Source organism: Ferrovibrio xuzhouensis (assembly GCF_042648965.1).
Classification (GTDB): domain Bacteria; phylum Pseudomonadota; class Alphaproteobacteria; order Ferrovibrionales; family Ferrovibrionaceae; genus Ferrovibrio; species Ferrovibrio xuzhouensis.
This window is the reverse complement of the sequence record NZ_JBHRYJ010000003.1, coordinates 505,965-519,633: the sequence shown is the minus strand read 5'-3', so window position 1 is coordinate 519,633 and position 13,669 is coordinate 505,965. Positions and strand designations below refer to the sequence as shown.

Below are 13,669 nucleotides of genomic sequence, written 5' to 3'. Positions count from 1 at the left end.
CCTCAGACCGCCAGGTGGCCGGGGATGCGCAGATGGCGGCGCACGACATCGACGAATTGCGGATCGCGCTTGGCCGCCCAGACGGCGGCGAAGTGGCCGATGGCCCAAAGGCCAAGGCCGACCAACCAGAGCCGAAGGCCGAGGCCGAGCGCCGCGGCCAGCGTGCCGTTGAGGATGGCGATCGAGCGCGGTGCGCCGCCGAGCAGGATGTGCTCAGTCAGCGCCCGGTGGACGGGCACGGAGAAGCCGGGCACTTCGGCCGAGAGGTCGACCATGCCGGCCATCAAACGAGCGCCCCGCCGCCGAACGAGAAGAACGACAGGAAGAACGAGCTGGCCGCGAACGCGATCGACAGGCCGAAGACGATCTGGATCAGCCGGCGGAAGCCGCCCGACGTATCACCGAAGGCCAGCGTCAGACCGGTGACGATGATAATGATCACCGCGATGATCTTGGCGACCGGACCTTCGATCGACTGGAGGATCTGCTGGAGCGGTTGTTCCCACGGCATGGACGAGCCCGACGCGTGGGCGGCGGGCGCCACTGCGATCGACAGGAAGGCGACGGAGGCCGCCGTCGCGATGTGACGACTTATGCGAAGCGAGTGACGGATCATGCTGGATCTCCCGATGGTTTGGATGCTGCGTGGGTCATGGCGTAGTCGCCGGTCGGGCCCAGCCCATCGACACGGGCGAGTTCGGCGAGACGGCGTTGAGCGCCGCGGCCGGAAAGCACGGCGACGAGATCGATGGTCTCGGCGATCAGAGCGCGGGGGACCGTGACGACGGCTTCCTGGATGAGTTGCTCGAGGCGACGCACCGCGCCGATCGCGGTGCCGGCGTGGATGGTGCCGATGCCGCCCGGATGCCCGGTGCCCCAGGCCTTCAGCAGGTCGAGGGCTTCAGCGCCGCGAACTTCGCCGATCGGAATCCGGTCTGGGCGGAGCCGCAGGCTGGAGCGCACCAGATCGGAGAGCGAGACCACACCGTCCTTGGTGCGCAGCGCAACGAGATTGGGTGCGGCGCATTGCAGCTCGCGCGTATCCTCGATCAGGACGACGCGATCGTCCGTCTTGGCGACTTCGGCCAGCAGCGCGTTGGTGAGCGTCGTCTTGCCGGTCGAGGTGCCGCCGGCGACGAGGATGTTTTGCCGGGACGCCACGGCATCGCGCAGCGCGTTGGCTTGCGCGCCCGTCATGATGCCGGCGGCGACATAATCGTCCAGGGTGAACACTGCGACGGCGGGCTTGCGGATAGCGAAGGCCGGGGCCGCGACGACGGGCGGCAGCAGGCCCTCGAACCGTTCTCCCGTCTCGGGCAGCTCGGCCGAGACACGGGGGCTACCCGGATGCACCTCGGCGCCGACATGGTGCGCCACCAGGCGCACGATCCGCTCGCCGTCGGCGGCGGAGAGCCGCTCGCCTGTATCGGAGAGCCCCTCGGAAAGACGGTCGATCCAGAGCCGTCCGTCGGGGTTGAGCATCACCTCGACGATCGCGGGATCTTCCAGGAACCGGGCGATGGCGGGGCCAAGGGCGGTGCGCAGCATGCGCGCACCCCGCATGATCGCTTCTGATTTCTGGTGTGCTGCCGCCACGTCGTCCCCGTTCTTTCGCGGGCGCGCACGACGCGCGGCCCTGGATCGGGGATGAGTAAAAGAGCCAGAAATCCGGCCGGTTCAACAAGATTAGATCGTCGTAGTAGCCTAGCGTGCAAATACAGGAGAACGGCGAGATCAGAGTTTGGATTGTTGGCCGATTGCTTAGTCGTCCCCGGAGACGGTTTGGGGAATCGTACGCAGAAACTCTGCTGCCGGCCCCGACAGCTCGTAGGAGGGCCATGCAGCAAACACGTCGATGCTTAGATCTATAGGTTTGACTACTAGGTCTGCGGCAATGGAATTTGAGAGGCCTTCCGGCAAGAAGGCGATTCCGGCGCCCGCCTTTACAAGCGAGAGCTTGGTTCGAAAGCATTCAGTCTCTGCAATGACGCGAAGCTTTATCCCGCATTCGGCGAGGTGTCGGACGACCCGGTGGTCGAAGCGCTCCAAATGAGGGGAACCGCTCAAGACGACGGCTTGGTCTGCGAGGATACTGGGCCCGATTTCTGAAAGCGTGCTCCACGCATGATTATCTGGGACTGCAATGGCGGCAGTTTCCGACCAGATCAGTTCACGATCGATTTCAAGATCCGCACCTGTGTCCAGCGCGATCGCGAGGTCGAGAAGTCCGGTATGAAGGGCTTTGACTTGGTCCTGCGGCGTCATGTCGAAGATGTGGATGCGAACATCTGGCCAGCGGGTCTTGTGGCGCGTCAGCGCGGCCAATGGGAGGAATGCGCCATGAACTGGCGAAGCGTTGCAAAGATCTTCTTCGGTGGGGCCCTCGGCTTCGGATTCGTGGCAATGTTGACCTATTTCGGCGAACACGGGTTCGGCGAGATGGGGCAGACGGCAAGTGGAGCGACCGCCTCGCATGGTGTCACGGCCGCCGCGTCTTCGGCTGCCGCGACGGCCGGCACCCAAGCCGCCGCATGGACCGTCCCCGACATCGAAAAGCTACCCGATGATCCCTGGGGCCGGATGGTGCGGATGGGCCGCGACCTAACCGTTGAAACCTACAAGCATATCGGACCCGAAGCGGCCGATCCCGCGAAGCGTTTCGCCGGCAGCAACATGTCGTGCCAGAGCTGTCACCTCGAAGCGGGAACAAAACAGTATGGGCTGCCCTTCGTCGGCGTCTTTGCCGATTTCCCGCAATATCGAGCGCGCGAGGGCGAAGTCGGAACGCTCGAGGATCGAATCAACGGCTGCATGACCCGCAGTCTCAATGGCCGGCCGTTGCCAGTCGATTCCGATCAGATGAAAGCCTTCGTTGCCTATATCAAGTTTCTCTCAACCGGCCGTCCGATCGGCGGAAAGACGCCGGGGCGCGGCTCTGGCGAGATGCCGGAGTTGACGCGGGCAGCAGAGCCGAAAGCAGGCGCCCAGGTATTCGCCGAGAACTGCGCTGCCTGTCATGGCGCCGACGGTCAGGGCAAGCGGGTGGGGGCCGTTGGCGACGGCAAGGGCTACGAGTTCCCGCCTCTATGGGGAGCGGGCAGCTTCAACGATGGCGCTGGGATGGGGCGGTTGATCTCGGCCGCGAACTTCATTCGCTCTAACATGCCGAACGGCACCACCCACGATCAGCCCTTGCTCACGCCCGAGCAGGCCTGGGATGTCGCGGCCTACGTGGAGTCGATGGACCGGCCGCAAAAGAAAGACGTCGACAAGGATTATCCGGTCGGCTCCGAGAAGGCCGTCGATGCCGGATATGGCCCGTATGTCGATGGGTTCAGCCAAGACCAGCACAAATACGGGCCCTTCCAACCAATCCGCGACAGGCTGAAGGCGCTGAGGCAGGCGGGGGCCGGTGGAAAGAGCAAGCCGGCGGCGCAGTAACAGCTCGATGATAATGAGGACGATACTATGAAACGATCATTCAAGACGTTACTTGTCGCGGCGATGACCTTGTTGGCATGGAGTGCAACGACAGTGAACGCCGCTCCAGCCGGTTACTACACCGACCAGAAGGTCGTCTATCATAATAATGGCGGCGCGCCCGACAATGCTACTTACTTCAAGCGGATGCTGAACAGCATCAATAACCATGTCGAGGCGGTCGGAAAGGATCATGTTGAAATCCGCGTGGTCGATCACGGCGCCGGCGTCGACCTTTTCCAGATGGCGCAGAGCGATAGGGATCTGGCGAAACAAATCGATGCGCTGCGCGAAAAGGGCGTGCGCTTCCTGGTCTGCGCCAACACCTTGAGAGAGCGGAAGCTCGATTGGCACCAGCTATACGGCGTCAAGGAAGACGATATCGTACCGAGTGGCGTTGCGGAACTCGCGCGCCTGCAACAAATGGGATTCGTCTATATCCATCTGTGACAAACGATTCCGAGATCCTGCGGCATCATCCTGTTGTTCGAGAATGATTGCTGACGGAAAAGAACTGAGGTGATTTCCCTCTCGTGATCAGTCATCGACGTCGCGAACGTATCATCGCGACCTGTCTCGCCGAGCTTGGCGGTTATTTCGATGCTCTGGTTTTCTGAAGCTCGGCTGGCTGTTCGGCACTTTCATGAGCGGAAACTCGACAAGGCTTGGTGTTGGGCTGGAGCAAGGGCTGCCCAGGTCCCCGTGCCGGCCAGCCTGATCGGTTTGTTCGTGGTCGGCATTGTCGCCGGTTCATTCATGGGTCATGTCGCCCAGGCACGTCGCCGCCCGGCCGAAGTCGATCGCTCTGCCGGCGGTTTGACCGCGCGTCGAGTGCTGGGTGCGTTCTATGCCAGGCGACCTACAGCACGACGACCTTTGCGCCTGAAGGCACGCGGCCATAAAAATCGATGACGTCCTGGTTCATCATTCGGATGCAGCCGGAGGAGACGGCGTGACCAATACTCCAGGGTTCGGTTGTTCCGTGAATCCGGAATAGCGTGTCCTTGCCGTTCTTGAAGAGATAGAGCGCACGGGCGCCGAGCGGATTTGTCGCTCCACCGTCCATCCCGTCTTCCCATTTCACATATTTCTCAGGCTCGCGCTTGACCATGTCGGGCGTCGGCGTCCAGCGCGGCCACTCGCGCTTGTAGCCGATCTTGGCCGCGCCCTTGAACTCCAATCCTTCACGACCCACGCCGACGCCGTACCGCAACGCCTTGCCGCCTTCCTGCACGAGATAGACGAAGCGGTCCTCGGTATCGACGACGATGGTGCCCGGGGATTGGTCAGTTGGATAATCAACCTGCTGGCGAAGATATTTCGGATCGATCTTGGAAAGGTCGATCGGCGCGACCGGAAACTTCTCGCCTTGGGGCGCGGCATAGCGGGCGACTTCGATCGGATTGACCCTCGGGACAGGCGCAGTCATGGCAAGGCGCGGCTCGGTCGTGGTGCAGGCTGCGAGCAACATGCTGGTGAGAAACAGGGATGGAAGGAGGGAGAGGCTTCTGGATGTCAACATTTGATGGGGGAACTCTTAAGCTTGGTTTTTCGGAAATGATGCGACCGGCGTGACTTCATGGGGCGCTGGTCGTCGTGCTGCCGTCGTCAGCAAGGCCGGGTGATTTGGCGGGCGGAACCGTCCAAAGAGCGCGATCGGTGATGACTACAGATGCGCCTGCGCGTTCTGGAATGGGGCAATAGGACGAGCTCGACGGTCCTGCGATGCAGCCAGTGAGATCCATGGCGAGAAGGACCAGAAGCAGAGTGCCTGGTCTGCAAATCATGGGGCCTCCTGCAGGCGGGCGATGTTGTCGTTCAGCGCTTCGCGGGAGATCTCACCCAGATGTGCGGTCATCAGCGTGCCGTCCCGGCGTAGAAACAACGTCACCGGAATGCCGGGCGTCCCATAATGGCGTGGCAACGACAGGCCCTGATCCAGCAGCACATGGGTGAGCGCCAGCTTCTGCGTGGCGAGGAAGGATTTGATCTGGTCGGGTCCTTCGCCCTGATTGGCGAACAGGAAAGTGACGTCGCTACGCGAAGCCGCGACCTCGGCAAGCAAGGGCATCTCGCGTCGGCATGGCGGACACCATGTCGCCCAGATGTTGACTACGACAGGCTTGCCACCGGTGTCGGCGAACGCCAGCGGCGCGCCATCGAGCTGCTGGAACGCCAGGGTCGGCGCGGGCTGGCCGGCGGTCGCCGCCGTCAGTTGCAGGGTGACGATCCAGACGAAGAGCGAGAGGCCAAGGGTAAAGGCCGCCGCGAGCCCGGTGCGCAGGGGGCGAAGATAGAAGGCCGTCACGAAAACGGCAGTTGCCAGACCCGTCGACATCGAGAAGCCGCCCTGCCAGACGGCGATGACGCGCCAGGGTTCGGCAAGGAAGCTGTCGGCATGAAGGGCGACGTGGCCGAGACGAGCGGCGACCAGGCCGACGATCAGGGCCTGGGTCGACCAGTGTCGGATCCGGCGATCAACGCGAGCCGAGAGGATCGTGGAGACCAGCATGAAGGTGGCGATCGAAAGGATCGCTGCGAGCCGGTCGCCAGAAAACATCAATGGCCCGATTGCGACCGCGTTCACTGGATGCTCTCTGCCTTGCCTGCGGAGGCAAGCAGTGCGTCCACGGTAATGTCGCCGATCAGTCGCGATGCCGGCACTTCCTTGGTCTTCGGATCGACGAAGATCATTGTTGGTGGACCTACGACGCGCAGAAACTTCATCATCATTTGCTGCTCGGGCGTGTTGCCGCTGACGTCGATCTTGACGAGGTTGAAGCCTGCCAGGCGGTCGCGCACGGTGGCGTCCGGAAGGACCGTTCGATCGATCACGGCGCAGGTGACGCACCAGTCGGCCGTGACATAGACGAGGCTTGGCCTACCGGCGCTGGAGGCGACGCGCTGCGACAAGTCCGTCGCATTCGCCACGGCGACAAAGCTTTCCTTTGCGGGTGCGTCCCCGGCACCGTCATTCGATAGGGTCGGGATGTGAACGCCACCAAACTGTCCGCCGACGGAGGCGGCAACGAGAATGAGGCCATAGATCGCGACGCCGATACCGAGCATTTCCGGGCCGACGCGGCAGGTCATGCAGGTCCTGGAGCGGATGAGATCAATTGCGCCGAGCCAGACCCCTGTTCCGATGGCGAGCAGCCCCCAGAGCACGCTTGTGATGGTCGTGGGCACAAAGCGGGCAAGCATGCTGATCGCGAGCCCGAGGAAGACGAGCCCGAAGAGTTCCTTCACCTTGACAAGCCAGCGTCCGGCTTTGGGCATTGCCTGGGGCCCGAATGTGCCGAAGATCATCAACGGGATGCCCTTGCCGATCCCGAGCGCAAAGAGCGACGTGGCGCCAAGCGCGACGTTGCCGGACTGGGCGATATAGAGCAGCGCGCCGGCGAGCGGCGCGGTGACGCAAGGCCCGACGATCAGTGCGGACGTGAATCCGAGCGCAGCCGTGGACGTCAGTGACCCGCGGCTACCTTGTCCAACTGTGCCGAGGGCAGTCACCCAGCGCGATGGAAACTGCAGCTCGTAGAGCCCGAACATCGAGAGCGCGAGCGCGACGAACAGGATCGCGACAGCCCCGACGGCAAGCGGCGACTGCAGAACCATATGGAGATTCTGTCCTGACCATGCGGCGGCGATCCCGAGCAGGCCAAAGGCCGAAGACATCGCGAGGACATAGACACCGGAGAGCGTGAAGCCTCGCAGCGGCGTGACGCGTTCCCCCGCCCGGGCGATTGCGCCCGCCAGGATCGGGTACATCGGAAAGACGCACGGCGTGAACGCGAGGGCGATGCCGAACACGAGAAAGCTGCCGAGCACGAACAGGACGCCGCCGTCCTTCAGCAGAGATGCGATCAGTCCGCCGTTCTCGTCGGCGGCAAGCGTGATCCCGAGTGCCTGGGTCGTCTCAGCCGACGGCGGCGCCTGCCATTCGCCAGCTGCCGCAGTCTCAGGCCTCGCGCGCTCATCAGTCAGTGCCAGCGATATTGGATCGACATGCCGCGTGATCGGGGGATAGCAGATGCCGCCTTCCTGGCAGCCTTGATAGGTGACCAGCAGTTTGTCGGCGTCGGCCGGTATGGCGTCCCTCAAGACCGTGGTTGCGACTTCATCATGATAGATTTCAGTCGGGCCGAAGGTTGGATCATCCTTCGACATGCCGTGCCCGACGAGCGGAGCCGGCATGTCCGCTCCGCCGACCGTCACCTTGATCCGGTCGCGGTACAGGTAGTAGCCGGGCGCGATCGTCCATTTGAAGGTGACGGCGTCATTCGGCTGTCGGGAGATTGACAGATGGAAGGCCTGATCTGCCGGCAACGGCATGACTTGTGCTCGACCCTGCCCGGGAAACAGCACCAGCAGGAAGAGCAGCAGGAAAGGTGTGGTCAGCGGTTGGACGAATCTGGCGATCAAGGACAGGCTCCGGAATATACGCGAGGGGCGGCTATCCGGAGGCGTCGGCTCTGTGGCTTAAGGCAGGCTTAAGTGGCGGAGCCATAGAGCGCTGATCGGCTGCTAACGCCAGAAAGGCTAGTGACGAGGGCCGCACTATGGGTCCTGACCTTCCGCTTTATGCGCCTCGGACGGGAGGGGGCCTACGTCGTCAGGGACTTCTCGTAGAAAGCTCTGGCCCTTCTGAAGTCTTTTGCCGAGCGTTTCGACGAAGCCTTCGAAGCGCTCGCGACCCTTGATCTGAGCCGAGGCCTGTGCGTCGCCCGGCAATGGCGGTGTGATCGTGAGCCAGAAGCGGACGAAGAGCGCCAGCGTCTCGGCCGTGACGCCGAGATCGCGCTCGATCCGTTGGGCCTGGCGGGAGAGCCGATCCATCCGGCGGGTGAAGGCGGCTTCGCGCCGATCGGCGGCATCGGGCGACAGGAACGACGCCACGGCTGCCTCGACGATGGCCGATCGCGGGATCTTCTTGCGTTCCGACAGCTCGTTGATCCGGGTGATCATCTCGACGGGCAAGGTGAGGTTCAGGCGGTCCCGCATCGCCGTCTCCTAGAGGACCATGCCGTCATTGGGATCGAGCGAGACCTGACGCGCGACGCCCGTCATCTGGCGGCGCAGCGCCTGACGCTGGCGGGCGACGTCCTCGGGCTCCTCGTCGAGCAAAACCGCGAACTCCTCCGCCGGCGTCTGGTCGGTCGTCTCCTTGACGATGGCGACATGATCGGGAAGCTCGGGTTCCCGGCGCAGGCCGCCATTGGCCTGGTCGCCCTCTGTCTTCTCCATCTCGGCCAGCAGCGCCGCGTCGGGTCTCTGTGGGGAGAGCGTCGACCAACCGTCAGCGCGGGACGTGCGCCCGGATTTCTGCGGATCGGGAGGCGACAGCACCCGTTCCTTGAACCGGGCATCTTCGTAGTAGCGTGCCTTCTTCGCTCGGATCGGCGCGGTGCCGGCGACCATGACGATCTCGTCGGTGGGCGGGAGTTGCATCACCTCGCCGGGGGTAAGCAGCGGGCGGGCGGTTTCGGAGTGTGAGACCATGAGGTGGCCGAGCCAAGGCGACAGGCGGTGTCCGGCATAGTTCTTCATCGCCTTCATCTCGGTCGCGGTGCCGAGCGCATCGGAAACACGCTTCGCCGTTCGCTCGTCATTGGTCGCGAAGCTGACCCGGACATGGCAGTTGTCGAGGATCGAGTTGTTCGCCCCGTAAGCCTTCTCGATCTGGTTCAGCGACTGCGCGATCAGGAAACTCTTGATTCCGTAGCCCGCCATGAAGGCGAGTGCGGACTCGAAGAAGTCGAGGCGGCCGAGCGCCGGAAACTCGTCGAGCATCATCAGCACGCGATGCTTGCGCTCCTTCGCATGCAGGTCCTCGGTCAGGCGCCGGCCGATCTGGTTGAGCACCAGACGGATGAGCGGCTTGGTTCGCGAGATGTCGGACGGCGGCACCACGAGGTAGAGCGTCGCCGGGCGCGGATCGGCGATGAGATCGGCGATGCGCCAGTCGCAGCGCCGCGTCACCTTTGCGACGACGGGATCGCGATAGAGGCCGAGAAACGACATGGCGGTCGAGAGCACGCCGGAGCGCTCGTTGTCGGATTTGTTCAGCAGCTCGCGCGCCGTGGACGCGACGACGGGGTGCGGCCCTGCTTTGCCGAGATGCGGCGTGGTCATCATCGCCTTCAGCGTCGTCTCGATCGGCTGCTTCGGATCCGAGAGGAAGCCGGCGACACCGGCGAGCGTCTTGTCCGCTTCGGCGTAAAGGACATGCAGGATCGCGCCGACCAGCAGCGAGTGGCTGGTCTTCTCCCAGTGATTGCGCTTGTCGAGCGAACCTTCCGGGTCGACCAGCACGTCGGCGACGTTCTGGACGTCACGGACTTCCCAATCGCCGCGGCGCACCTCGAGCAGCGGATTGTACGCAGCGGACTTTGGATTGGTCGGATCGAACAGCAGCACGCGGCCATGCTTCGCCCGGAAGCCGGCGGTGAGTTGCCAGTTCTCGCCCTTGATGTCGTGGACGATGGCCGAACCCGGCCAGGTCAGCAGCGACGGCACGACCAGGCCGACGCCCTTGCCGGAGCGTGTCGGCGCGAAGCACAGCACATGCTCGGGCCCGTCGTGTCGGAGGTAGTCGCGCTCCAGCTTGCCCAGCACCACGCCATCCGGGCCGAGCAGCCCGGCCGCCTTCACCTCTCCCTTCTCGGCCCAGCGCGCCGAGCCGTAGGTCTCGGCGTTCTTCGCTTCTCGCGCGCGCCAGACCGACATGCCGATGGCGACCGCGATCGAGACGAAGCCGCCCGACGCGGCGATGAAGGCGCCCTTGGTGAAAATCTCCGGCGCATAGGCGTCGTAGGAGAACCACCAGGCGAAGAAGGCAGGGGGGAAGTAGATCGGCATTCCGAATAGCCTGAACCACGGCGCTCCAAGCTGCGCCTGAAAGCCAAGCTGCCAGGCGACATACTGCGTCGCCGACCAGGTCGTGATCAGTACGATCAGGAAGACGATGGTGATCTGGCTCCAGAGGATTTTGGTCGCGGACATGCGCTGCTTCCTTGTCTTCTTGTTCGTGGCTAGAGGCCAAGGTCGCGCTTGCGCCCGAGGCTCCACTCGATGCCGCCGCCATCGCGGGCGACGCCGGCGACGTGCTGGCCGAGTTTGCGTTCGATCTCGCGCGACCAGGGCATGAGCTGGAAGCCGAGCCCGTTGTCGATCATGGCGAAGCGGCCCGAGGAGAGCGTCAGGTGCTGGCGATAGGTGCCCGAGACATGCTCGCCGGTTGCGGCCTTCACATGGGGCAGGCCCGTCTGGGCCGACAGCTTCTCGCCCACGGCGTCCAGCTCGCGGCGGCGCAGCGTGCTGAGCAAATCGCGCTGGAGGATGATGCGCTGACCCTGGCGGCGGGCGAGGCCCTCGTCAGCGAGATGTTCGGCGCGGGCGTGCATGGCGTCGCGCGCCTCGCGGCCGAACCCGGCAAAAGAGAGCGGCATCTGTTCGCGCTCAACCAGACGGTGGTCGAGCCAGGTGGCGCCTGGCGCGGTGACTTGAGCGCGAAGATCGAGGTCGGAACGGGTGGCGAGTACAAGCGTCGGCCGCTGGTCCTCTGGTCCGCCGAAGCGCCGAACCTCGACAATGCCGCCGAGCGGTGGCGCATGCTCGAAGGCTTCGATGCCGCGGAAGCGGACATGGTGGGCGCGGCCGTCGGTGCCGTCGATGACGGCATAGGCTTCGCCGGTCAGCTCGTCGTGGAGACCCTTATCGACCAGCCGGCCGATGATCGGCGAGCCGGCGCCGTCCTCGATGACATAGTCGGCGACACCGCGATCCTGGCCGCGCTCGGTGAAGGCGCGGTGCATGGTCTTGATGATGTCGCCGCGCATGCCGAGATCGCGAAGGTGGCGTTCGGCTTCCAGCCCGACCATCCATTCGCCGGGACCGGCCGAAGCGGCGAGCCCCATCTTTTCCAGATGCTGAAGGCGGCCGATCATCAGCCGGCGGGTCTCGGGATCGGCGGGGCCGTCTGACCCAGGGCGAAGGTCGATGGCGCCGACGTCGTCGGCGTGGCCGCGGATCTCGACATCGAGTCGCGTCCAGCGTTCCGCGGTGACTTCCTTCTCCAGAGCATTGCGGATTTCATGCTCGGGCTTCGGGCCAAGCTCGATCGACACCAGATCCTCGGCGCGCGAGCGAAGGCCCCGGCTGATGTAGTCGCGCGAGATCACGAGATCGGCGCCGGTCTCGTCCACGCCGCGCACGAGCAGATGGACGTGGGGGTTATCGGTGTTCCAGTGATCGACGGCGACCCAGTCGAGCCGCGTCCCCAGATCGGCTTCCATCTGCAGTGCGAGGTCGCGCGTGAAGGCCTTGAGGTCGGTCATCTCGCCGGCGTCCTCGGGCGAGACGATGAGCCGGAAATGATGCCGGTCGTCCTTGCAGCGATCGGCAAAGGCGAGGTCGTCGGCGCGAGCGGAGCCGGCGTCGAACATGACGCCCTTTTCTCCGTCCCGGCTGACGCCCTCGCGCTTGAGATAGGAGAGATGCGCTGACAGCGGCGCGGAGCGGAAGGACCGGCCCTGGTGACGCACGACGCGCGCCTTGACGACAACGCGGCGGGACGATGAGAACAGGCGGCTGCGGCTGAAACTGCCGCGTCCCCGGCCGAAGGTCGATCGGCCATAGCCGGAAGCGCGTCTGCCTGACGCCGGCACGCCGGTATGGCCCGCCTTCTTCGCGGCCCGCAGCACCTGGTTGAGGAAGCTCTTCGCCTTCGGTGCGCGTGTGGTTTTGATGCGCCCTGGCCGGACACGAAAATCGCTGTCGCCCTCGCTCATATTGAGGCTCCGGGCAGTGGCAATTCAGGCCCGTGCATACGGAAGCCTTGAAATCCTTCGCAAAAACCGGGCTTCATGCCCGCGACCGACCGCCATGCACGCCAAAACGCAAGCCTCTTCAGAGGCTTACAGCGTTTCGGGCATGCGCTTTTATCTCGCCGTCTGTTGGTCGTGTTTCCCTGCCAGCCCCATCCTTCCGCCCAACCTGACCGGAAGTCCGCCACACCGCGCCAAAGTGCGAATGCCGTCATTGCGGCTCTCCCGCACGATTGCGGGCGACGAACAGGCCGCCGGACTGCGCGACCACCGCGGAGACATCGCGCGCGGTCGGTGCTGCCGGAGCATCGTCCCGATTGCCGCCGCGCTGCACAGGCTCGGCCGCCGATGTGCGCTCGGATTGCGCGATGAACAGCGGCGCGCGAGTCCAGGCTTGCGGATCGGCGGCGGCAACGACGGTCGCCGGAGCGGTCAGTTCACCGCCGCCGAAGATAGGGAGGAGGGCGGCTACATAGGCGCGCGTCTCGGCGGGCAAGGGACGGCCGGCGAGATAGTCTTCATATCGGCCGGGTCCCGCATTGTAGGCGGCGAGAAAGCCGGGCGAGCCGTACCGATCGTGCATCTCGCGCAGATACGCCGCGCCCGCCAGGATGTTGTCGCGCGGATTGAAGGGATCAGTTCCGAGCGAATATCGCGCGCGCAGACCCGCCCAGGTGTCGGGCATGATCTGCATCAGGCCCATCGCGCCCCTCAGTGAGACGGCGCGCACCTCATTCGCGCTTTCGACGCGCATGACGGCCCTGATCCAGGCCGCCGGAATGCCGAAGCGCTGTGCCGCTTCCGCGATGTGAGCGGCATAGGGATCGGCCGGAGCGGGGCGTTCGACCGGCGCGCTCTGCGCCAGGGTGACGGCCGATGGTGCGCCGATGAGAAGCAGGCCGGAAAGGAGAAGGGCGCCTGCATGCCGGGCGGCGCGACGACGCCCGGCAGCGGTGACTTGAGGACCTGATGGGGATGGCCAGCGCATCGGCTCAATCCCGATCGCCGCGCTTGGGCGGGCGGTTCCAGTGCAGGCCCCAGGCGGTCTTGTCGTCGCCGGACTGGAACAGGTTGGCGCGGATCGGTTGCACGAAGACGGGATCGTCGAGCTGCAACGAGACGTAGTCACCGGCGCGTTCGCCGGTGCGCTTCCAACCGGCGCCGACCTCCGGTCCGTCCTCGTCGTGGAGGTGGATACGATAGTCAGGCGCGTTCTCCGCGTCGGACGGCTCGGCCGGAACGACCGTCAGTTCGATGTCGAGCGAGAGGGTGCGGATACGGCCGGAATAGCCCGATTTCGTGCGGGTGAATTCTCCAATCTGGGGCATGCGAAGGCTCCTTTGCTGTGCGGTGGAGGACGG

14 protein-coding genes are annotated in these 13,669 nt (G+C 64.5%); 2 read left to right on the top strand and 12 right to left on the bottom strand.

Translation table 11 applies throughout. From position 1 onward, the window contains the following. Positions 1 to 2: 2 nt before the first annotated feature. The 4 genes from ACFOOQ_RS16275 to ACFOOQ_RS16260 form a co-directional block, all read right to left on the bottom strand. Entirely contained in the window at positions 3 to 275 is a 273-nt protein-coding gene (locus tag ACFOOQ_RS16275; protein WP_449265815.1) for a VirB3 family type IV secretion system protein, read from the bottom strand. A gap of 8 nt (positions 276 to 283) precedes the next feature. Next, the gene (locus ACFOOQ_RS16270) at positions 284 to 616 is read right to left on the bottom strand and encodes a TrbC/VirB2 family protein (protein ID WP_379728563.1); all 333 of its coding nucleotides are present in this window, start codon (positions 614 to 616) and stop codon (positions 284 to 286) included. Continuing rightward, positions 613 to 1,548, bottom strand: a complete 936-nt coding sequence (trbB, locus tag ACFOOQ_RS16265; protein ID WP_449265814.1) for a P-type conjugative transfer ATPase TrbB — start codon at positions 1,546 to 1,548, stop codon at positions 613 to 615. Before trbB ends, ACFOOQ_RS16270 begins: the two co-directional genes overlap by 4 nt. 213 nt (positions 1,549 to 1,761) lie before the next feature. Then, the gene (locus ACFOOQ_RS16260) at positions 1,762 to 2,325 is read right to left on the bottom strand and encodes a LysR family substrate-binding domain-containing protein (protein WP_379728559.1); all 564 of its coding nucleotides are present in this window, start codon (positions 2,323 to 2,325) and stop codon (positions 1,762 to 1,764) included. 15 nt (positions 2,326 to 2,340) lie between these two features. Here ACFOOQ_RS16260 and ACFOOQ_RS16255 point away from each other — a divergent pair, with 15 nt between their 5' ends. Continuing rightward, positions 2,341 to 3,441: a c-type cytochrome gene (locus tag ACFOOQ_RS16255; protein WP_379728557.1), complete on the top strand. Its 1,101-nt coding sequence runs from the start codon at positions 2,341 to 2,343 to the stop codon at positions 3,439 to 3,441. A gap of 27 nt (positions 3,442 to 3,468) precedes the next feature. Then, positions 3,469 to 3,930 (top strand): DsrE family protein, encoded by a 462-nt coding sequence (locus ACFOOQ_RS16250; protein WP_379728555.1) that lies wholly within the window; start codon positions 3,469 to 3,471, stop codon positions 3,928 to 3,930. Positions 3,931 to 4,339: 409 nt separating this feature from the next. Here the strand turns inward: ACFOOQ_RS16250 and ACFOOQ_RS16245 are convergent, their stop codons facing one another. The 8 genes from ACFOOQ_RS16245 to ACFOOQ_RS16210 all read right to left on the bottom strand — a co-directional run bounded on the left by ACFOOQ_RS16245 (position 4,340) and on the right by ACFOOQ_RS16210 (position 13,636). Continuing rightward, positions 4,340 to 4,951: a L,D-transpeptidase gene (locus ACFOOQ_RS16245; RefSeq protein WP_379728553.1), complete on the bottom strand. Its 612-nt coding sequence runs from the start codon at positions 4,949 to 4,951 to the stop codon at positions 4,340 to 4,342. A 312-nt stretch (positions 4,952 to 5,263) separates the two neighbouring features. Then, on the bottom strand, positions 5,264 to 6,067 hold the full coding sequence (locus tag ACFOOQ_RS16240; RefSeq protein WP_379728551.1) for a prolipoprotein diacylglyceryl transferase family protein: 804 nt from the start codon (positions 6,065 to 6,067) through the stop codon (positions 5,264 to 5,266). Then, on the bottom strand, positions 6,064 to 7,905 hold the full coding sequence (gene dsbD, locus ACFOOQ_RS16235; RefSeq protein ID WP_379728549.1) for a protein-disulfide reductase DsbD: 1,842 nt from the start codon (positions 7,903 to 7,905) through the stop codon (positions 6,064 to 6,066). The genes ACFOOQ_RS16240 and dsbD overlap by 4 nt, the downstream gene beginning before the upstream one ends. 135 nt (positions 7,906 to 8,040) lie before the next feature. Continuing rightward, positions 8,041 to 8,484, bottom strand: a complete 444-nt coding sequence (locus ACFOOQ_RS16230; RefSeq protein WP_379728547.1) for a ribbon-helix-helix protein, CopG family — start codon at positions 8,482 to 8,484, stop codon at positions 8,041 to 8,043. Between the two features lie 9 nt (positions 8,485 to 8,493). Then, positions 8,494 to 10,485 carry a conjugal transfer protein TraG gene (locus ACFOOQ_RS16225; RefSeq protein ID WP_379728545.1) on the bottom strand — a complete coding sequence of 664 codons (1,992 nt, stop codon included), beginning with the start codon at positions 10,483 to 10,485 and terminating at the stop codon, positions 8,494 to 8,496. 29 nt (positions 10,486 to 10,514) lie between these two features. Beyond that, a complete protein-coding gene (locus ACFOOQ_RS16220; protein WP_379728543.1) occupies positions 10,515 to 12,272 on the bottom strand; it encodes a relaxase/mobilization nuclease domain-containing protein in 1,758 nt (585 codons plus the stop codon). A gap of 247 nt (positions 12,273 to 12,519) precedes the next feature. Beyond that, positions 12,520 to 13,296: a lytic transglycosylase domain-containing protein gene (locus tag ACFOOQ_RS16215; RefSeq protein ID WP_379728541.1), complete on the bottom strand. Its 777-nt coding sequence runs from the start codon at positions 13,294 to 13,296 to the stop codon at positions 12,520 to 12,522. A 4-nt stretch (positions 13,297 to 13,300) separates the two neighbouring features. Further along, positions 13,301 to 13,636: a DUF736 domain-containing protein gene (locus ACFOOQ_RS16210; RefSeq protein WP_379728539.1), complete on the bottom strand. Its 336-nt coding sequence runs from the start codon at positions 13,634 to 13,636 to the stop codon at positions 13,301 to 13,303. Between the last annotated feature and the right edge of the window lie 33 nt (positions 13,637 to 13,669).

Excerpts from the sequence above, each read along its gene's own strand:
- trbB (WP_449265814.1), bottom strand. The coding sequence starts at position 1,548 with ATGCTGCGCACCGCCCTTGGCCCCGCCATCGCCCGGTTCCTGGAAGAT.
- ACFOOQ_RS16210 (WP_379728539.1), bottom strand. The coding sequence starts at position 13,636 with ATGCCCCAGATTGGAGAATTCACCCGCACGAAATCGGGCTATTCCGGC.
- ACFOOQ_RS16215 (WP_379728541.1), bottom strand. The coding sequence starts at position 13,296 with ATGCGCTGGCCATCCCCATCAGGTCCTCAAGTCACCGCTGCCGGGCGT.
- ACFOOQ_RS16270 (WP_379728563.1), bottom strand. The coding sequence starts at position 616 with ATGATCCGTCACTCGCTTCGCATAAGTCGTCACATCGCGACGGCGGCC.
- ACFOOQ_RS16275 (WP_449265815.1), bottom strand. The coding sequence starts at position 275 with ATGGTCGACCTCTCGGCCGAAGTGCCCGGCTTCTCCGTGCCCGTCCAC.
- ACFOOQ_RS16225 (WP_379728545.1), bottom strand. The coding sequence starts at position 10,485 with ATGTCCGCGACCAAAATCCTCTGGAGCCAGATCACCATCGTCTTCCTG.
- ACFOOQ_RS16245 (WP_379728553.1), bottom strand. The coding sequence starts at position 4,951 with ATGTTGCTCGCAGCCTGCACCACGACCGAGCCGCGCCTTGCCATGACT.
- ACFOOQ_RS16230 (WP_379728547.1), bottom strand. The coding sequence starts at position 8,484 with ATGCGGGACCGCCTGAACCTCACCTTGCCCGTCGAGATGATCACCCGG.
- ACFOOQ_RS16220 (WP_379728543.1), bottom strand. The coding sequence starts at position 12,272 with ATGAGCGAGGGCGACAGCGATTTTCGTGTCCGGCCAGGGCGCATCAAA.
- ACFOOQ_RS16255 (WP_379728557.1), top strand. The coding sequence starts at position 2,341 with ATGAACTGGCGAAGCGTTGCAAAGATCTTCTTCGGTGGGGCCCTCGGC.
- ACFOOQ_RS16250 (WP_379728555.1), top strand. The coding sequence starts at position 3,469 with ATGAAACGATCATTCAAGACGTTACTTGTCGCGGCGATGACCTTGTTG.